Source organism: Tessaracoccus zhenghani, assembly GCF_054552775.1.
Window position 1 is genome coordinate 2,207,720 of sequence record NZ_CM137275.1, and the last position, 17,050, is coordinate 2,224,769.

General features: G+C 69.5%; 16 protein-coding genes. 14 read left to right on the forward strand and 2 right to left on the reverse strand.

From position 1 onward, the window contains the following. Positions 1–11: 11 nt before the first annotated feature. The 11 genes from ACX1DX_RS10505 (at position 12) to ACX1DX_RS10555 (ending at position 11,291) form a co-directional block, all read left to right on the forward strand. Complete coding sequence (locus ACX1DX_RS10505; RefSeq protein WP_182763092.1) at positions 12–362, forward strand: hypothetical protein; 351 nt, start codon at positions 12–14, stop codon at positions 360–362. Next, positions 359–1,525: a glycosyltransferase family 4 protein gene (locus tag ACX1DX_RS10510; protein WP_459396564.1), complete on the forward strand. Its 1,167-nt coding sequence runs from the start codon at positions 359–361 to the stop codon at positions 1,523–1,525. Before ACX1DX_RS10505 ends, ACX1DX_RS10510 begins: the two co-directional genes overlap by 4 nt. Then, positions 1,522–2,595: a hypothetical protein gene (locus ACX1DX_RS10515; protein ID WP_459396565.1), complete on the forward strand. Its 1,074-nt coding sequence runs from the start codon at positions 1,522–1,524 to the stop codon at positions 2,593–2,595. The genes ACX1DX_RS10510 and ACX1DX_RS10515 overlap by 4 nt, the downstream gene beginning before the upstream one ends. Before the next feature lie 6 nt (positions 2,596–2,601). Beyond that, positions 2,602–3,468 (forward strand): ABC transporter ATP-binding protein, encoded by an 867-nt coding sequence (locus ACX1DX_RS10520; protein ID WP_459396566.1) that lies wholly within the window; start codon positions 2,602–2,604, stop codon positions 3,466–3,468. 3 nt (positions 3,469–3,471) lie between these two features. Continuing rightward, positions 3,472–6,036: an ABC transporter permease gene (locus ACX1DX_RS10525; RefSeq protein ID WP_459396567.1), complete on the forward strand. Its 2,565-nt coding sequence runs from the start codon at positions 3,472–3,474 to the stop codon at positions 6,034–6,036. Between the two features lie 73 nt (positions 6,037–6,109). Next, complete coding sequence (gene dnaN, locus ACX1DX_RS10530; RefSeq protein WP_182763087.1) at positions 6,110–7,270, forward strand: DNA polymerase III subunit beta; 1,161 nt, start codon at positions 6,110–6,112, stop codon at positions 7,268–7,270. Position 7,271: 1 nt separating this feature from the next. Further along, the gene (gene recF, locus ACX1DX_RS10535; protein ID WP_459396568.1) at positions 7,272–8,465 is read left to right on the forward strand and encodes a DNA replication/repair protein RecF; all 1,194 of its coding nucleotides are present in this window, start codon (positions 7,272–7,274) and stop codon (positions 8,463–8,465) included. 63 nt (positions 8,466–8,528) lie between these two features. After that, positions 8,529–8,981, forward strand: a complete 453-nt coding sequence (locus ACX1DX_RS10540) for a NanQ anomerase/TabA/YiaL family protein (protein ID WP_459396569.1) — start codon at positions 8,529–8,531, stop codon at positions 8,979–8,981. A 60-nt stretch (positions 8,982–9,041) separates the two neighbouring features. After that, positions 9,042–9,293, forward strand: coding sequence for a hypothetical protein (locus ACX1DX_RS10545; protein WP_459396570.1), 252 nt, complete (start codon positions 9,042–9,044; stop codon positions 9,291–9,293). 31 nt (positions 9,294–9,324) lie between these two features. Next, positions 9,325–10,725 (forward strand): serine hydrolase, encoded by a 1,401-nt coding sequence (locus ACX1DX_RS10550; protein WP_459396571.1) that lies wholly within the window; start codon positions 9,325–9,327, stop codon positions 10,723–10,725. 41 nt (positions 10,726–10,766) lie between these two features. Beyond that, entirely contained in the window at positions 10,767–11,291 is a 525-nt protein-coding gene (locus ACX1DX_RS10555) for a DciA family protein (RefSeq protein ID WP_459396572.1), read from the forward strand. On the opposite strand, the gene ACX1DX_RS10560 is transcribed toward ACX1DX_RS10555, so the two are convergent. Beyond that, positions 11,282–11,809: a metallophosphoesterase family protein gene (locus ACX1DX_RS10560; protein ID WP_459396573.1), complete on the reverse strand. Its 528-nt coding sequence runs from the start codon at positions 11,807–11,809 to the stop codon at positions 11,282–11,284. The genes ACX1DX_RS10555 and ACX1DX_RS10560 overlap by 10 nt on opposite strands. 46 nt (positions 11,810–11,855) lie before the next feature. Here ACX1DX_RS10560 and ACX1DX_RS10565 point away from each other — a divergent pair, with 46 nt between their 5' ends. Together ACX1DX_RS10565 and ACX1DX_RS10570 are read left to right on the forward strand one after the other, a co-directional pair. Beyond that, positions 11,856–12,479 (forward strand): SIMPL domain-containing protein, encoded by a 624-nt coding sequence (locus ACX1DX_RS10565; RefSeq protein WP_182763080.1) that lies wholly within the window; start codon positions 11,856–11,858, stop codon positions 12,477–12,479. Positions 12,480–12,639: 160 nt separating this feature from the next. Further along, positions 12,640–14,004 carry a M23 family metallopeptidase gene (locus tag ACX1DX_RS10570; RefSeq protein ID WP_459396574.1) on the forward strand — a complete coding sequence of 455 codons (1,365 nt, stop codon included), beginning with the start codon at positions 12,640–12,642 and terminating at the stop codon, positions 14,002–14,004. A gap of 18 nt (positions 14,005–14,022) precedes the next feature. Here the strand turns inward: ACX1DX_RS10570 and ACX1DX_RS10575 are convergent, their stop codons facing one another. Further along, positions 14,023–14,640: a DUF2461 domain-containing protein gene (locus ACX1DX_RS10575; RefSeq protein WP_459396575.1), complete on the reverse strand. Its 618-nt coding sequence runs from the start codon at positions 14,638–14,640 to the stop codon at positions 14,023–14,025. A gap of 167 nt (positions 14,641–14,807) precedes the next feature. On the opposite strand from ACX1DX_RS10575, the gene gyrB reads away from it, so the two are divergent. Beyond that, positions 14,808–16,943 carry a DNA topoisomerase (ATP-hydrolyzing) subunit B gene (gene gyrB / locus ACX1DX_RS10580; RefSeq protein ID WP_459396576.1) on the forward strand — a complete coding sequence of 712 codons (2,136 nt, stop codon included), beginning with the start codon at positions 14,808–14,810 and terminating at the stop codon, positions 16,941–16,943. The last annotated feature ends 107 nt before the right edge of the window (positions 16,944–17,050 follow it).

Sequence of the window (17,050 nt, forward strand, 5' to 3'; positions counted from 1 at the left end):
CACTCACCTGCGTGACCGACGACGACCGTAGCCGCATTGACGACCACCTCCACCGGGGCATGGAGGCCGAACTGGCCAGCACCCGCGAAGAGCTGACGAAGGCTGCCGCGCACGCTGCCCGCATGGAGGGCGAACTCTTCGCCGTCGCCCAGCGCCTCACGGCCAAGGAGGCCGAACACGAGGCGGCCCTCAAGGCCCTGGCCAAGATGCGCGACGAACTGTTCGAGGCCCGCTCCAAGGTGGAGGAGGCCGAAGGGGAGATCGTCGAACTGAAGAACCGACTCGCCGCAAGCCCTGCGTCGCCGAAGCCGAATCTCGCCGAGCGCGCTGTCCGCAAGGTCGTGCGCACGGTGAAGCGATGACCGACCTCGAGGGCCAGCTCGCCGCGGCCGACTACGTGCTGCTCACGCCGTCGTATCCCAGGCCATGGCGCAGCGGCCGCGAATTCGTCAGGACGCGCGCCAGGGCCTACCAGGAGGCTGGGCTCCACGGCGTCGTTGTGGATTCATCGCTGCGGGCGGGCAGCACCCCCGAGCCCGGCACGGACGGCGAACTGGCGGTGTGGTCGGTGCCGCCGGAGGATCTTCCCCGCGTCCTCGACGCCGCGGCCGGCGCCGAGCGGCCGGTGCTCGCGCATTCCCCGGAGCCGAGCACCATCCACGCGCTGCTCGACCGGGTTCCCGCGCAACGCCTGGCCGTCTGGTTCCACGGCTACGAGGTGCGCGACTACCGGCGGCTGGCCGGGAACCACGACAGCCGGGAGCTCGCATCCATCCGCACCGCAAGGGATGAGCTGAACCGCGCCCGGTTCGAGGCGGCCGCCAGGCTCTTCACCGACCCTGCGGCCACAGTTCTGTTCGTCTCGGATTTCCAGCGCCAACTGGCCGCACAGGACGTCGGGGTCGCGGCGCTCAACACCCGGGTGATTCCCAACCACATCGACGGCGACACCTTTGTGGCCCGGGTGCGGCAACCCGAAGAGGCCGCCCAGCTGCTGCTGCTGCGCAGCTTCGCGGAGCGCAACTACGGCAACGACATCGCACTGCGTGCCCTCGAGCTGCTGGCGGAGGAACCCGGCTTCGCTGAGCTCACCGTCACGGTGCGCGGCTTCGGCCGCCATTTCCGCGACGAGACGGCCGGCTTGCGTCGTCACCGCAACGTGACCGTGGAGGAGCGTTACTCCTCGCCCATCGAGATGGCCGCCGCGCATCAACGGCACGGGGTGTTCCTGTGCCCGACGCGCTTCGACACCCAAGGCGTGATGCTCGGCGAGGCGATGGCCAGCGGCATGGTCACCATCACCAACCCGGTGGCCGCCATCCCCGAATTCACCGACGAGGCCTCGAGCCTGCTGCCGCGCGCTGAGGACCCGTGGGCCTTCGCCGACGCGATCCGCCACCTGCTGGTCAACCGCCACCTGATGCCCGAACTGTCCGTGGCCGCCGCCGAACGTGTGCGCGCCCAGTGCGGGCGCGCCGCCACCATTGACCGCGAAATCGACCTCATCGGAGGCCTGTCCGCATGACGCACCGCACCCCGGTCCTGATCTCCGACGACCCGGTCGCCGCCCACATCGCCGGCGCCCGTGGCTGGAAGGTCCTGAAGCGCGACGGCCAGCTCCTGCGCTTCGCCGGGCTGGACCCGGCCCAGACGCTGGCCCTGCCGCCGCTGCCGTTCAGCGTCCACGACGGATCCCTCGACGCTGCCACCGTCGGTGGGTGGGACAACGTGCTCAACTGGCTCCAGAAGCACATTCACGAGCCGATGCCCGTCGTCGCGCCGGACGAATGGGCGGCTGAGCTGGCCCTCTGGGCGGCCGCCTCGCGCGGTTGGCCGTTCGGCGTCTGGATCGACGGGGCACCGCCGCTGCACACGCCCGCTGCCGCGGCTTGCATGTTGGCCAGCGAGGGCCTGTTCGCGCCCAAACCGGAGGCGCTCACGGACCTGGCGAAGAGGTGGAAGGAACCGTTCACGGAACTGCCCGCCACGCCGCTCATCGACGTGGACGAGAAGCCCACCCCGCGCGAGGAGCCCCGCGATCCGGGGGTCACCCGCGTGCTGGTCGTCAGCCACCACGACGAACCCGCGCTCCCGACGACGCCCGGCCTCGCCGTCGACCTCGTCACCGCGGTGCGTCGGCCCGGGGCCGGTGAACGCACCCACTACGTGCCGGACCTCGGCGCCCCCGGCCTGACGAGCTCGCCCGGCGCGCTGCCGGCGTGGGCGGCCATCGCGTTGGCCGGCGACCGCGAGCGGCCCGTGGCCGCCTCGGACCACATCGGTGGCTACTGGCGCTGGCAGTTGGAGAAGTACTTCGACGCGAGGGCGGACCACTACGACGTGGTCTACCTCACCGGCGAGCAGTACGTGGCAGCGGATTTCGCGGTGTACGCCAAGCGGCGCTGGTATGCCCGGATCATCGACGGCACCACCGCCACCCAGCGGTACTCGTCGGAGGCCGAGCAGGAGCAGGTCGCCTACGACTCCGCCGGGTGGGCGATGCAGGTCGACGCGGTGCTGGGCGGGGAGGAGTCGCCCAAGGAGATCGCCGCCCTGGCGCTCAGCCTCGGTGAGCACGCTTTCCCGACCCGCTAGTCTCGAATGGTGAGCATCGCAGCGCGGGCCGAGGGCCTCACCAAGATCTACGGGACCGGCTCTGCCGTCGTGACGGCACTGTCCTCCGTGGATTTCGAGATCCGCGCGGGCGAATTCACCGCCATCATGGGCCCGTCGGGGTCCGGCAAATCCACCCTGATGCACCTGATGGCCGCTCTGGACACGCCCACCGCGGGTGAGGTCTGGATCGGCGACACCGCCGTCGGCCCGCTCGGCGACACCCCGCTGACGGAGCTGCGCCGAGACCGCATCGGCTTCATCTTCCAGGCGTTCAACCTGGTGCCCACGCTCACGGCCCGCGAGAACATCTTGCTGCCGCTGGCGATCGCCGGCAAGAAGGTCGATCAGGAGTGGTTCGACCGCATCGTCGACGTACTGGGCCTGGCGGACCGGCTCACGCACAAGCCCTCGGAGCTCTCCGGCGGCCAGCAACAGCGGGTGGCGTGCGCCCGGGCCCTGATGAACCGCCCGGACATCGTGTTCGGCGATGAGCCCACCGGCAACCTGGATTCCACGTCGGCCGCGGAGGTGCTGGGCTTCCTCCGGCGCTCCGTGGACGAGTTCGGCCAGACGGTGGTCATGGTCACCCACGACGCCCACGCCGCCAGCTACGCAGACCGCACCGTGTTCCTCTCTGACGGCCGCATCGTCCACGAGATGCGCGGCGCCACGCAGGATCAGCTGCTCAGCGCGATGGCCACGCTGTACCCCCGCCACGACCAGCCCGCCGCGGCCGGCCCGGTGGTGTACCGGGACGGAACGGCCGCCTCCATGAACGCTCCGGTCGGTGACGAGGTCGTGGAAGAATCCACCGTCGAACGCTCCATCGCCCGCCGCGCCCTGCTGGACTGACCCATGCTGCGGGCCACACTGAAATCCGTCTGGGCGCGCAAGGTGCGCCTGATCATGAGCGCCCTGTCGATCGTGCTCGGAGTTGCGTTCGTCGCCGGGTCGCTCATGTTCACCAACATGCTGTCTTCCAGCTTCGACTCCCTCGTCAAAGGGTCGCTGGCAGACGTCAACGTCTCGTTCGAGGCCACCGGCATCTCGGGGTTCGAGAACAACCCCGGCGTCCCGCCCGCGTTGTTGACGGACGAGGATGTCGCCGCCGTCGAGGCGATCGACGGGGTGGTGCGCGTCGAGCCCATGGTGTCGAACACGCAGGTGTACCCCCTTGACGAAGACGGCCGCGTGCTGGCCTTCTCGGGTGCCCCCGGGCTGGGCATGAACTGGCAGGACGCCACGTCCTCCGACGGTGCGGCCGGCGCCAGGATCATCGACGGCCGTGCCCCCACCGCCGATGACGAGGTGGTCCTCGACCCCGCCACCGCGGCACGCGGGGGGTACGTGATCGGCGAGACGCTCGATGTCGCCACTCCGCGCACCGGGATCCGCTCCTACACGCTGGTCGGCACCGGCACTTACGGCGCGGGCAGCACCGTCGGCGCGAGCTACCTGTTCTTCACCCTCCCCGAGATCCAGGAGATCGCACAGGACGGGCGGCCCGGTTCCTACGCCATGTGGGTCGAGACCACCCCGGAGGCCGATGCCGCCGCCGTGGCAGAGTCGGTCCAGGAGGTGCTCCCCGACGGATTCGTCGCGGAGACGGGGGATGAGCTGGCCGAGGGCATCGAGGAGCAACTCAACGTCGGCCTGGGGTTCGTCAACGTCTTCCTGCTGGTCTTCGCGGGGATCGCCCTGCTCGTGGCGGCGCTGCTGATCCTCAACACGTTCTCGATCCTGGTGGCGCAGCGGGCGCGCGAACTGGCCCTGTACCGCGCCATCGGCGCCACCCGCCGCCAGGTGAGCGGGACGGTGCTGATCGAGGCGCTGTTCATCGGCCTGATCGGTGCCACCCTGGGACTGGCCGTCGGCTACGGCCTCGCCTGGGGCATCCTCGGCCTGATGCGCGCCTTCGGCATCGACCCCGGGGACATCACGCCGACGATCACCTCCTCGGCCGTCATCGCGTCCTACGCCATCGGCGTGGTCATCACGCTCATCGCCGCCTACCTCCCCGCCCGCCGCGCGTCGCAGACCCGCCCAGTGGAAGCCATGACCAGCGCCGCCCAGTCCGGGCCCGAGCGCCTCGGCGGCCTCCCACTGCTCGGGGTGGCTCTGATCGAGCTGGGCGTGGCGGCCATGGTGATCGCGCTGTGGCTCGACGTGCCCCAGCCGCTCATCTGGTTCGGCGCCGGGGCCGCCGCGCTGCTGATCGGCATGGTGATCGCCGCGGCCGTCATCGGGGCGCCGCTGATCTGGCTGTTCGGCAGGGGGTTCCGTCTGCTGTTCGGCGAGGTGGGCAAGCTGGCGCAGCTGAACTCCGTGCGCCAGCCCCGCCGCACCGCGGCCACCGCCGCGACCCTGATGATCGGCCTGGCGCTGGTGTCCACCGTCGCCATCCTGGCCGCCAGCACCACCACGTCGCTGCGCAACCAGCTCACCGAAGACCAGCGCGGCGACTTCGTCATCGCGCCGCTCGCCTACCAGCCCTTCGACGCGAAGCTCTTCGACGCCGCCAAGGAGGTCGACGGCGTGGCCGAGGTGTACGCCGGCTACCGGGGTGCGGCGCAGGTCGAAGGGGTCGACGAGCCGACCAGCCTGTTCGGCCTGACCCCTGAGGGCCTGGAGCGGGGCACCAGCCTCGACGTGACCGTCGGGGCGCTGAGTGAGCAGGGGGGCGAGGCGCCCGTCGTGCTGTCGGCGGACTACGCCAACGAGCACGGCTTCACGCTCGGCGAGGTCATCGACCTGGTGGGCCCCAAGGGGACCGCCGCGGTGCTGGTCACCGGATTGCACGAGGAGGGCGCGGCGCTGCCCATTGGCGACATCGTGGTGACCCCGGACACGTTCGCCGAGGTCGCGGATGCGTCGATGGTCCAGCAACTGGTGATCTTCGTCGACGACGGCGCGGACCCGGCCGCCGTCAGGGCCGGGCTCGAGGAGGTCACCGACGAGGTACCCACCGTCGTGGTGTCCGACGTGCAGGAGTTCGTGGAGAGCCGCGTGGCCCAGTTCGACCAGATCTTCGCCACGCTGTACGCGCTGCTCGCACTAGCCGTGGTGATCTCCGTGCTGGGGATCGTCAACACCCTCGGCCTGTCCGTCATGGAACGTGTGCGCGAGGTGGGGCTCCTCAGGGCCGTCGGCATGACCCGGCCGCAGGTGCGGCTGATGGTCACGCTCGAGGCCGTGCTCGTGGCAACGCTGGGCGCCGTCCTGGGGGTTGTCCTGGGGGTGACGTTCGGCGCGGCACTCGTGACGCTCCTGCGCGACCAGGGCATCGGCACGTTAGTCATCCCCTGGGTCCAGTTGCTGGTCTTCGTAGTGGTCGCCGCCGCCGTGGGCGTCCTGGCCGCCATCGCCCCCGCCCGCCGGGCCAGCCGGCTGGCCATCCTCGACTCCATCGCCGTCGACTGACGACGCGTTCAACCAACGTCTGGGTATGATGCTGGCGACGAGCTTTTTGGGTAGAACGACAAAGGTGTGAGACGTGAAGATTCGAGTTGAACGCGAGGCGCTTGCCGACGCCGTGGCCTGGGTGGCGCGCAGCCTGCCCAACCGCCCCACCGCTCCCATCCTGGCAGGCATGCTGCTGGAGGCGGACGGCGACGGCCTGACGTTGAGCAGTTTTGACTCCACCACGTCGGCCAAGGTCACGCTCCCGGCCCAGGTGAGCGACGAGGGCCAGGTGCTGGTCTCCGGCCGCCTGCTCTCGGACATCGCGCGTTCGTTGCCGAACAAGCCGGTGGACCTCAACGCGGACCACACCAAGGTGGAGCTGACCTGCGGTTCCGCCCGGTTTACGCTGCAGACGCTGCCCGTCGACGAGTACCCCACCCTCCCGGACATGCCCACGCAGACCGGCACCGTGGACGCGGCCGTGTTCGAGAAGGCCGTCGGCCAGGTGTTCGTGGCGGCGGGCCGCGACGAGCTCCTCAACGTGTTCACCGGCGTGAAGATGGAGATCGACGGCGAGAACCTGTCGCTGCTCGCCACAGACCGCTACCGCATGGCGCTGAAGGAACTCACCTGGAACCCCACCAGCCCGGGCCTCGAGGGCAACGTGCTGGTGCCGGGCAAGGTGCTCGCTGACACCGCCAAGTCCATGACCTCCGGGGACACCGTCACCATCTCGCTGTCCACCACGGAGGCAGAGGGCGAAGGCCTCGCCGGCTTCGTCGGCGAGGGCTCGAAGGGTTCGCGTCAGGCCACCACGCGCCTGCTGAGCCAGGCGTTCCCCAAGGTGCGCCACCTCATGGACGTCTCCGCCACGGTCAGCGTCCGCATCGACACCGCAGACCTGCTGGCCGCGGTCAAGCGTGTCGCCCTCGTCGCGGAACGCAACACGCCGCTGCGCATGCGCATCAACGAGGACCACATCACGCTCGAGGCCGCCACGGGGGACCAGGCGCAGGCCGTCGAGGCCATCGACGCGCAGATCGAGGTCGTCGGCGACGAGCAGTCCATCACGGATGCGGGCTTCAACCCGCACTACCTGCTGGACGCGCTCACCGCGCTCGACGCCCCCTTCGCGCACTTCTCGTTCACGCTGCCCGGCAAGCCCTGCCTGATCATGGGCCTGCCCAGCATCGATGCGGACCCGTTGGGCGATTACCGCCACGTCATCATGCTGATGCGCCTGCCCAGCTGACGTGTTCGTCACTGAGCTCGCGCTTGCTGATTTCCGGAACTACCACGAGGCCCACCTCGAGCTGACCTCCGGCGTCACGGTCTTCGTCGGCGCTAACGGCCAGGGCAAGACGAACCTGGTCGAAGCCATCGAGTATCTGTCCACCATGTCGTCGCACCGCGTTTCGACGACGGGCCCGTTGATCCGCGCCGGCGCGTCGTCGGCGATCATCAGGGCCAGGGTGCAGGCAGCCCGCGATGACGACCGGTTGATCTGGCTCGAGCTCGAAGTGGTGCCCGGCAAGTCGAACGTGGCCCGGCTCAACCGGGCGCCCTTGCAGCGCCCGCGCGAGTTGGTGGGGGCGCTGCGCACCGTCGTGTTCTCCCCGATGGACATCGCCATCGTGCGGGGAGACCCGTCAGACCGGCGCGGGTGGCTCGACTCGCTCGTCGTGACCCGGTGGCCGCGCATGGCCGGCGTGAAGCAGGATTTCGACAGGGTGCTGCGGCAACGCAACGCGCTGCTGAAGTCCATGTCCGGTCGCTCCCAGGTGTCGCAGGGCGGGGACGAGGACATCACGCTCGCCGTGTGGAACGAGCAGCTCGCGGCGCTGGGCGCCGAGCTCCTGCACGCCCGGCTCGACACGCTCGCCGACGTGCTGCCGTACGCCCAGCGCGCGTACGAGACCATCGCCCCGAAGAACAACCAGATCGACGCGGTCTACAAGAGCGGTCTCGACCTGGCCGATGTCGCCGCGGCCGAGGACGTGCGGGCGGAGCTGCAGCGCAGGCTGCTCGAGGCCATGGACCGCCTGCGCGGCGATGAACTGCACCGCGGCATGACGCTGGTGGGACCGCAGCGCGACGACGTGGAGCTGTCCATCGGAGAACTGCCCGCGAAGGGGTACGCGTCGCACGGCGAATCCTGGTCGCTGGCCCTGTCCCTGCGGCTGGGTGGCTTCTCCCTGGTGCGCGACGACGGCACGGAGCCGGTGCTGGTGCTCGATGACGTGTTCGCCGAACTCGACGTGGCCCGACGCGAACGGCTGGGCGCCGCCATCGCCGACGCCGAGCAGGTGCTGATCACCGCCGCCGTCGGCGCCGACGTGCCGGACTTCCCGGCCGAGCGCCGGTTCACCGTGAACGCCGGCACCGTCGCCCCGTTCCAGGATGCGCAGTCCGGATTGTCCGATCACCCTGAGGAATCGCGGGGCTGAAAGGGCCGGGGGTACCGTGATCTGGTTGACGTTGGGCAGGGGCCCGGCGGGAAGGTACCCGGCATGATCATCGACACCCTCAACCACAGGTCGCGCTACGCGGACATTCCCGGATTGGCGCAGATCCTCGACACCATCGTGGGCCTCGGCACCGATGTCGAGCCCGGCACCATCGAGCTCGCCGAGGAGATCGGCGCGGTCAACATCTTCTCGTACGACGCTGCCGACCCCGAGGTGAAGACCCAGTTCGAGGCCCACCGCAGCTACGCCGACGTGCACGTGGTCCTCGCAGGCGAGGAGACCGTCAAGCTGGCGGCGCTCGACGCGCTCACCCCTGCCACCGAGTTCGACGAGGCCACCGACTTCGGCCTGCATGAGGGTGACGCCACCGTCTCCGTCACGCTGAAGCCCGGCTGGTTCGTGGTGGCGTTCCCGAACGACGCCCATCTCCCCGGTGTCTGGACCGACGGCCCCAGCCGCGTGCTGAAGGCAGTGGGCAAACTCCGCGTCGCCTGACCCCCCAAAGCGGCACCCTCCGTCCTGCCGGGGACTAACCTGGCAGGTAGGAGGCGTGACATGGCGAAGAAGCGTGACATGGCGAAGAAGAAGTTCGAGGAGCTCCCTGGATGGGTGCGGGCGCTGGTGGGGCTCAGCGGAACGGCCGACGTGGTCCTGCGCATCGCGGCCATGATCGATGTCGCCAGGCGCGACAAGGACGAGGTCAACGGCCCCAAGGCCGTCTGGCTGCCCGCGCTGGGCGCCGTCAGCTCCATGGGCCTGCTGCCGCTGGCGTACTTCCGCTGGGGTCGCCGGGGGCCCGCGGAGTAGCAGGGCGGAAGGGCATGGTATTCATGTCCCCATGCCTCGCTCCCGCCTCGCCCTCGCCGCCGTCGTCGCGCTTGCCCTGAGCGCCTGTTCCGGCGCGACGGAACCTCCAGCGCCGGAACCCACCACCGCCTCCGCAGAGGCCTCGGCCACCGCGTCGCCCACCCCGGAGGCCGTGCCGGTGGAGCTGCCGGACACCCCCGTCGGCGAAGCGGCACAGTGGGTGCTCGACCTGCTTGCGGCCGACGCCGGGCCCACCGCCGAGGAGGCGGAGGAGCGGCTGGGCGACCAGTTCCTCGGCCAGGTGCCCGCAGACCAGGTCGGGCAGGTGTTCGCGCAGCTCCGCGAGGAGGGCCCCTTCACTCTGGTCGGCTGGGACGGCACCGACACCCAGGGCACGGCTGAACTCGATTCGCCGGCCACGCCGGTGTTGATGATGATCGCGCTCAAGGACGGCAAGATCGACGGCCTCATGTTCGTGCCCAACGAGAAGGCGCCGGAGATCCAGACCCCGGCGGAGGCGTCCCAGCTGCTGCTCGACAAGGCGCCCACCTCGTCGTTCCTGCTCGCGGAGGTCACCCGCACCGGCGATACCCCGGAGTGCACGCCCATCGAACAGCGCGACGCCGACACGGTGTTGCCCATCGCCTCGATGTTCAAGCTCTACGTGCTGGGCGCCGTTGCCACCGCCGTCGAGGACGGCACGTTGACCTGGGAACAGGAGTTGACGCTCACCGAGGGCCTCAAGTCGCTGCCCACCGGCAGCCTGCGCAACGAACCGGCCGGCACGAAGGTCACCGTCGAGAAGGCCGCGCTGGAGATGATCTCCAACAGCGACAACACCGCCGCAGACCTCCTCATCGACGCCGTGGGGCGCGAGGCCGTGGAGGCCGAGCTGGAGACGATGGGGCACCACGCGCCGGAGCTCAACCGGCCGTTCCTCACCACCCGCGAGGCCTTCCAGATGGCCGGCGACCAGGGCATCCGCGCCAAGTGGGCGGCCGCCTCCAACGGCTACGCCGACGCCACCGTGGCGGTCTCCGAGGCCCAACGCGCTGTCCTCTCCGGCCTGCCGGAGTGGGACCTCACCTACGACGAGACCACCATGGGCAGCCCGTTCTGGGACGAGGGGATCGACTGGTACGCCACCGCCGCGGACCTCTGCGCGGCCCACGTCAACCTCCAGCAGCGCGCCGCCACGGAGGCGGGCAAGCCCGTGCGAGACATCCTGGCCGCCTACCCGGGCATCGAGGTGCCCGGCGCGGCCTACATCGGATTCAAGGGCGGGTCGGTGCCCGGTGCGCTCGGCCTGTCGTTCTACGTGGAGGGGCCGGAGAAGATCCGGGTCCTGGTGCTGCAGAGCGCCGGCGACACCCCGGAATCGGTGCCGCAGCCCAACTGGATGGCCAGCCTCGCCGAGAACACCCTGGGATAGGTCCCGCCCGGGAACGTCAATGCGGAGACTAGGCTGGACCCATGTCCGAGCCGCACGATCCCACGGGGCTCGAGTTGGCGTCGGAGATCGCCCGAGCCACCGTCGAGGCCTCTGAATACGGCGTCGTGCTGCCCGAACCCGCCCCGCCGCGCACCCCGCGGCGCACGAGGCGGGTGTTCGAGCAGGAGCGCAGCGGCGCGCACCGGGACGACCGAGACCCCAAGCTCGTCGGTGATGTGCTGAACGAGGTGGTGCGCAAGCGGGGATGGAAGCCGCGGATCAACCTGTCGACCGTGTTGCGCCGCTGGCCGGAGCTGGTGGGCGAGTCGAACGCCGCGCACTCCAAGCCGGTGAACTATGACGCGGGGGTGCTGATCGTCGACTGCGACTCGACGGCGTGGGCCACCGCCATGCGGTACGCCGCGTCCCAGTTGGTGGCCAAGCTCAACGCGGCGCTGGGCGAGCAGACGGTCCTGCGCGTCGAGTTCCGCGGCCCGAAGGCACCCAGCTGGAAGAAGGGGCTGCGGTCCGTCCAAGGCCGGGGCCCGCGCGACACCTACGGCTGAGCCGCCGTCCGCCACGCCGGGTCGACGGGGACCAGGGTCACGTCGGAGAGCTTCCCCGCATCGACGGTGGCGGTCATGAAGGTGCCCACCGGCTGTCTGCGACGGTCGGTGGGGGAGCCGGGGTTCAGCAGGCGCATCCCCGCTGGCGTCACGGTGTCCCAGGGGATGTGGGAGTGGCCGAAGACCAGGATGTCGGTGTCCGGGAAGGCGGCGTCCATCCGCTTCTCGCGCCCGGCCGCCGGCCCCGTCTCGTGGACGACGGCGAACCGGACGCCGTCGATGACCGTCCGGGCGACCTCGGGGAGTCGCTGACGCAGGACCGCGCCGTCGTTGTTGCCGTGGACGCCGACGTGACGCCCGCCGGCCCGGCGCTCCACCTCGTCGAGGAGCGCCGGCTCAACCCAGTCGCCCGCGTGGAGCGTGACGTCGGCGGCCTCGATGGCTGCCCAGAGCTCCGGCGGAAGGTTGCGGGCACGCTTGGGCAGGTGCGTGTCGGCAAGGATCACCAGCTTGTGCATGTCGCCATCGTAAGTGGGCGCACGGAAGCAGTGCTGTACTGGTCAGATGAAGATCACGGTCACCGGAAGCAGCCGGATCAAGGTGCGCGCCGAGTGCGCACGGGTGTCCTTCTCCGTCGCACGACGGGGTGCGGCGCACGACGTCGTGATCGGCGAGGTCTCGGCCGTGGCCAAGCAGGTCCGGACGCTCCTCGACGAACTGACTCCTGAGGATGACGGCGATCAGGCCCACCTGTCGGGCCTCCGCACGTGGACCGACTTCTCGGGCGCGGGCGAGCCCGTGCATGTCGCCCAACTGGACGGCTCCGTGATCGTCTGGGAGCTTGACGACCTCGGCGACTTCCTCGGCCGCTTCGCCGCTGTGGATGGCGTCACCGTCGACAACGTCGAGTGGAGACTCACCCAGGACACCCGGGACGCCATCGAACCCGAGGCCATCCGCGACGCCTTCCAGGATGCGCGGCAGCGGGCCAGGTGGATCGCCGAGGCGGCCGGACGGCGGGCTCCGGAGCCGGTTGCCATCACCGACGGTGGCGCACCGCCGTCGCTGCACTACAAGCAGGCGCTCCTGCGGGCCGACGGCACCGCCGCCCTCGACCTGGATCTCGACCCCGTCGACGTGGAGATCAGCGTCGCGCTCACCGTCGAGTTCGAGGCCGCCGAGGGCTGATTCCCGGGATCTGCGGGCATTATCGCCACCTTTCCCCTCCTGGCACTGCGATTGAGCTGAATTACACGCCGTGGATTCCCAGTTGACCTTCCAATTGGTCCCAGAAGGTGATTCGATGGTTCGAGGAGTCATTGATGACGGCTTGGGGGCTGGGAACAAAATGAAACTGCGAGGCACCACCTCAGTGTTGGCCGCCGCTGTTGCAGTGGGTCTGGTTGCGCTGGTCGGTGCAAGCAGCGAAGAGCAGGTCATCGAAGCAGTGCCCGCCCCCGCCGCGATCATCCAGAGCCCACCGGCACCCGCTCCCGGCATCGGCCACGCGCGTGCCAGCGTCCAGGAAGTGTTCGGCGAAGAGTTCACGGACCCGCTGGGCGTCTACGCCGTCGAGGGCGGCTATGAGACCTGGCGGGTGCCCGGCGGGGAAGACCTCGGCTTCGATCCGTACAGCGCGCCCACGCCTGAGGTCATCCAGCCCGACGGGGTGAAGGAACTCGATCCCGTCATCGTGCCCCTGCCCGTTGCCCCGGCCACCATCCCCGTCACGACGGTGGAGTCCGTCGGCACGCAGAAGGCGGGCGCGCTCCTCTCGCCGCCGGTGCGCGGGCGCTCGTCCTCGAAGTTCGGCATGCGGTTCCACCCCGTGCTGCGCGTGTACAAGCTGCACACGGGCCACGACTGGGCCGCACCCTGTGGCACCCCGGTGGGTGCCGCGGACGCCGGCACCGTCGTCGGCACCGGTTGGGCCGGCGGTAACGGCGTGCAGGTCAAGATCGACCACGGCAGGTTGGGCGGCTACCGCGTGGCGACCACCTACAACCACCTGTCGTCCATCGGCGTGAAGGTGGGGCAGAAGGTCTCGGCCCTGCAGGGCGTGGGCCGCGTCGGCAGCACCGGGTACTCCACGGGTTGTCACCTGCACTTCGAGGTGATCGTGAACGGGCAGTTCACTGATCCCATCCCGTGGCTCAACGGCAAGCCCGGCGTCGTGGACCTCTCGGTCATGATGACGCTGGCCCCCGGAACGCCCTCGTCGAGCGCGTCGCCGTCGCCGTCACCGTCTCCGTCGCCGAGCCCGTCCCTGTCGCCGTCGGTGACCGGGCAGCCCTCGGTGAGTGCCACCTCGGAGCCGCCGCCCGCGCCTGAGCCCGGTGACACATCGGCCGCCGGGCCGAAGCCCTCCACCCCGGCACCGGGTAACACGTCGAACCCGCCCAGCACCTCCGCTCCGGGGACGACACCGGCACCCACGCCCACCACGACGTCTGCGGCACCGAAGCCCAGCCCCTCGGCCAGTGCGACGACGAAGTCGCCTGAGCCGAGCCCCGTCACCTCGTCGCCGGCCCCGCCACCCCCGCCGCCCCCACCGCCGCCTCCGTCGTCAACGCCGCCGGCACCTTCGCCCGAGCCCTCCCCGACGCCGGTGCCGAGCCAGACGGTGACGGAGTCTCTGAGTGAAGTTCCGTCGACGCCGGCCGCTCCCTCCCCGACCGTGGTTGAGAGCGTGACGGCGAGCGCTGAGGCGTAGCCCCAGACGGTCCCGGGCTCAGTCGTTGAGCCGGGCGGCCATCCAGTCCACCAGCGGGGCGGACCCTCGCCAGATCTCGCGGACCTGCTCGGCGAACGCCTCCACCCCCGTGGCCGTGACCTCTCGCATCGCGCTCAGCGACCGGTGCCGCAGCAGCCTGATCCGGGGATGCGCCTTCGTGAAGCCCCGCGGCGCGGTGGCGAGGGTCTGCCCCGTGATCAGCCACCCGTCGCGCTCGAGGCCCTCAATCATCGCCTGGAGCTGGCCGCCCGAGCGCTCGTCGTCGATCGCGGCGCGGAAGCGGGCCAGCGCCTCCGGCTCCGCGCGGTAGAAGCCGCCCCCGGCGAAGGCCTCCTCGGCGTTGACCTCGACGTAGAAACCGCAGGCGGGCGCCATCGCCACGTACGCGCCCTGATGGGTCTTGTAGAGCGACTTGTCCTTGGCGAACCGCACGTCCTTGTAGGGGCGGTACACCTTGGCCTCCCCGAACTCCTCGGCCAGCGCGGCCACCACCCGGGTCAACGGGCCGCGCACCTCGTTGTCGTAGCGCGCCTTGTTGGCGAGCCAGAAGTCACGGGTGTTGTCGAACTGGAGTTCGCGGTAGAACTCGGCGGCAGGGAGGGGAAACTCATCCATGTCCTAGATTCTGCACCCAGGCCGGGCGACGGCGCCCCCTTGGCGGTTCGATCCCGCGCCGATCTGCGGCCCTGCGGCCCCCAGAGGGATAGGGGACCACGTCTCAGCCCCCATCGGAACGCCCAAACGCGCAACAAGTGCGAATGAACGCGCATCGTGCGTCGTTAATGCGTGGTTTTGCGCGCCCTCGCGGTAGTATTGGCACGTTCAACGGCGCTGGGGCAATCCCGGCGCCACTTTGTGTGGACAGGAGCAATGTGTCGGACGACGTGACCATGGATGAGGACCTCACCCCCCAAGCGCGGATGGAGGGACTCCAAGATTCAGCAGACATCACTGTCTCCGGATCTTACGACGCCGACCAGATCTCCGTCCTCGAAGGCCTTGAGGCGGTGCGCAAGCGCCCCGGCATGTACATCGGTTCCACCGGTGAACGCGGCCTCCACCACCTCGTCTACGAGATCGTCGACAACTCCGTCGACGAGGCCCTCGCCGGGTACTGCGACTCCATCGAGGTTGAACTCCTCGACGGCGGCGGCGTCCGCGTCAAGGACAACGGCCGTGGCATCCCGGTCAAGGAACACCCCGTCGAGAAGATCCCCACGGTCACGCTCGTGCTGACCGTCCTGCACGCCGGCGGCAAGTTCGGCGACGGGGGTTACAAGGTCTCCGGCGGCCTCCACGGCGTGGGTTCCTCCGTCGTGAACGCGCTGTCGGAGCGCATGATCGTCGACGTGCGTCGCGACGGGTACCGCTGGCACCAGGAGTTCGAGTACGGCACGCCCGTCACGGAGCTGGAGCGGATGGAGGCCACGGACGAGACCGGCACCACCATCGCGTTCTACCCCGGCCACGACATCTTCGAGACCACGTCCTACAACTATGAGACGTTGTCCACCCGTTTCCGCGAGATGGCTTTTCTGACGAAGGGGCTGCGCCTCTCCCTGCTGGACCTGCGCGCCGAGCGCCAGGTAGCCACGGGGGATGACGGCGAAGTCGACACCCCCTACGACGAGTTCCTCTACAACGACGGCCTCATCGACTACGTGAAGTACCTCTCCGGCAGCAAAGAGGCCATCCACCCCACCGTCATCGACGTCGAGGCCCACGCCCCCGAGGCGGGCATGGGCGTCGAGATCGCGATGCAGTGGAACACCTCCTACGCGAGCAGCGTCTACACCTTCGCCAACACCATCAACACGCATGAGGGCGGTACCCACGAAGAGGGCTTCCGCGCCGCGCTGACCGGCACGGTGAACCGCTGGGGTGAGACCTGGGGCCTCATCAAGAAGCGCGAGGACCGCGTCTCCGGCGACGACATCCGCGAAGGCCTCACCGCCATCCTGTCGATCAAGGTCTCGGAGCCGCAGTTCGAGGGCCAGACCAAGACCAAGTTGGGCAACACCGAGGCCCGCACCTTCGTGCAGCGTGTCCTCAACGACCGCTTGGGCGACTGGTTCGAGCGCAACCCCGCCGAAGGCAAGGACATCGTCCGCAAGTCGCAGGCTGCGGCGGCGGCCCGCATCGCCGCCCGCAAGGCCCGCGACATGGCCCGCTCTCGCAAGGGCCTGCTGGGTGGCTCCGGCCTGCCCGGCAAACTGGTGGACTGCCAGTCGACGGACCCCTCCGAGTGCGAACTGTTCATCGTCGAGGGCGACTCCGCAGGCGGTTCGGCCCGCGGTGGCCGTGACCCCCGCACGCAGGCGATCCTCCCCATCCGAGGCAAGATCCTCAACGTGGAGAAGGCCCGCATCGACCGCATCCTTGCTAACAAGGAGGTCGAGGCCATCATCAACGCCCTCGGCGCGGGCATGCAGGAGGATTTCGACCTCAACAAGCTGCGCTACCACAAGCTGATCCTGATGGCTGATGCCGACGTCGACGGCGCCCACATCCGCACGCTGCTGCTGACGCTGTTGTTCCGCTTCCTGCGTCCCATGATCGAGGCCGGGCACGTCTTCCTCGCGCAGCCGCCGCTGTTCCGGATCCGCTGGACGAACTCGGCGCATGAACTGGCCTACAACGACGCGGAGCGTGACGCGCTGCGTGAGGAAGGGCTGGCGCAGGGCAAGAAGCTGCCGCAGGTCAACCCCATCCAGCGGTACAAGGGCCTCGGCGAGATGAATGCCGACGACCTGTGGGATACCACGATGGACCCGGAGAACCGGATCCTGCTGCAGGTCACGCTCGACGACGCCGCCATGGCGGATCAGATGTTCTCGATCCTCATGGGAGAAGACGTCGAACAGCGCCGCACGTTCATCCAGCGCAACGCCAAGGACGTCCGCTTCCTCGACATCTAGCACTGGGGCTTGCCCCAGACCCCGCGGAGTTCGCTTCGCTCACACAACTTCAAAATCCAAACAACAGGCTCGCTTTGCTCGCGTTGTTTGGGCTCGCTTCGCGAGCG